Genomic DNA, 1392 nt, shown 5'->3' with positions numbered 1-1392 from the left:
TCCCGGGAGCGCGGCCACGCCGAGACCGGCCAGGACGAGGACCGGCACCCCGGGTGCCGCCAGCGGGTACAGCGGCACGGACAGCGAGGAGGGATCGAGGTGAGCGGCCACGGCGGTGGCGGCGAGGGCCACCGCCCCGCAGGCGACCGTGACCCACTCGGGCCGGGCCCACGGGTCGCGCCGGTAGGTCGTGACGGTACGGCGGCGACCGGCCAGCGCGAGCCCCCCGGCGGCGGCGGCGAGTCCGGCACACAGGAGCGGGATCCCCACCTCGGCGGGCAGGGTCCCGTCGAGGACCACGTAGGTCCCCACGCAGGCGCCGCACAGCCCGGTGAGGGTGAGCGCCGCGGTGAGACGGCGTTCGGCGGCGGGCGTCCGGGCGCGGCGCCCGTAGCCGCGGGCATCCATGGAGGCGGCCAGTCGGAGCGAACGGTCGAGGGTGTCCTGAAGGACGGGAAGGGCGGTGCGCCCGAACGCGCGGGGGCCCCGCGCCGGTTCCCCGCGCAGCGCCCGGGCGTGGCGGACCCGGAACACCGACTCGACCAGCTGCGGCGCGACCGACACGGCGATGACCAGGGCGGTACCGACCTCGCCGAGGGCCGACGGGAGGGACCGGACGAGGCGGCGCGGGTTGGCCAGGGAGTTGGCCGCACCGACCGCCACGAGAATGACGGCGAGACGGGCCCCCGCGAGAGCCGCCCCGACCAGCCCCTCGAGCATGACGGGCCCGAGGACCGTGATCCCCGCCGCCCAGTCCGGGAGCTCGACCTCGGGCAGCGGGAGGACCAGGATCTCCCCGGTCTTGAGTCCCACCAGGACGTGCATGACCACGCGGATGGCGATCACGACGCCGGCCAGGACCAGATAGAGCCGAAACGCCCGCGCCCACGGGGTGTCGAGGCGGCGGGCCGCCACCACGTAGCCGAGCACCGCGACGATCGTCGCCAGGACGACGGGGTTGGTGGTCATCCCGGCGATCCCGGCCAGGGACAGAGCCCAGATCCACCAGGCCCAGGGGTGGAGCGCCCGGCGCCGCGAGGTGCGGTGCCGGGCGCCCACGATCCCCGACGGGGTCGCGTTCACTGCCGGGATCGGCGTGCCGCCACCGCGCCGGCCGCGACCAGCGCCGCCAGGAACCCGGCCGCACCCACGTACGGCCACGGGGAGATCCCGCCGCCGTCCGCGTTCTGCGCGAGGACCTCCTGGCCGACGGTGTCGGTCCCCGCGCCGGGGGCGGCGGCGAGCGCGTCCCCGCCGGGGGCGCCGCTCTCGTCGGTGACCTCGGCGGCGTCCGGGGCGGCGGGCAGGTCCGCGGGGACCGGCGTGTCCGGGCCGGCCGGTTGGCCCGGACGGGCAGGTTCGGCCGGACCGGCCGGTGACCCCGCGTCGGCG

General features: G+C 77.8%; 1 protein-coding gene and 1 pseudogene. Both read right to left on the bottom strand.

Annotated features, from left to right (window positions below; genetic code table 11):
- The coding region (locus B4M60_RS04990) for an energy-coupling factor transporter transmembrane component T (RefSeq protein WP_291080858.1) at positions 1-1083 on the bottom strand (1083 nt) is incomplete at its 3' end.
- Positions 1080-1392: pseudogene (locus tag B4M60_RS04985) on the bottom strand (hypothetical protein); the annotation flags it as partial. The gene B4M60_RS04990 and the pseudogene B4M60_RS04985, both read right to left, overlap by 4 nt.

This window comes from Dietzia sp. UBA5065 (assembly GCA_002415925.1).
Classification (GTDB): domain Bacteria; phylum Actinomycetota; class Actinomycetes; order Mycobacteriales; family Mycobacteriaceae; genus Dietzia.
This window is presented reverse-complemented; position numbering and strand designations above follow the sequence as displayed.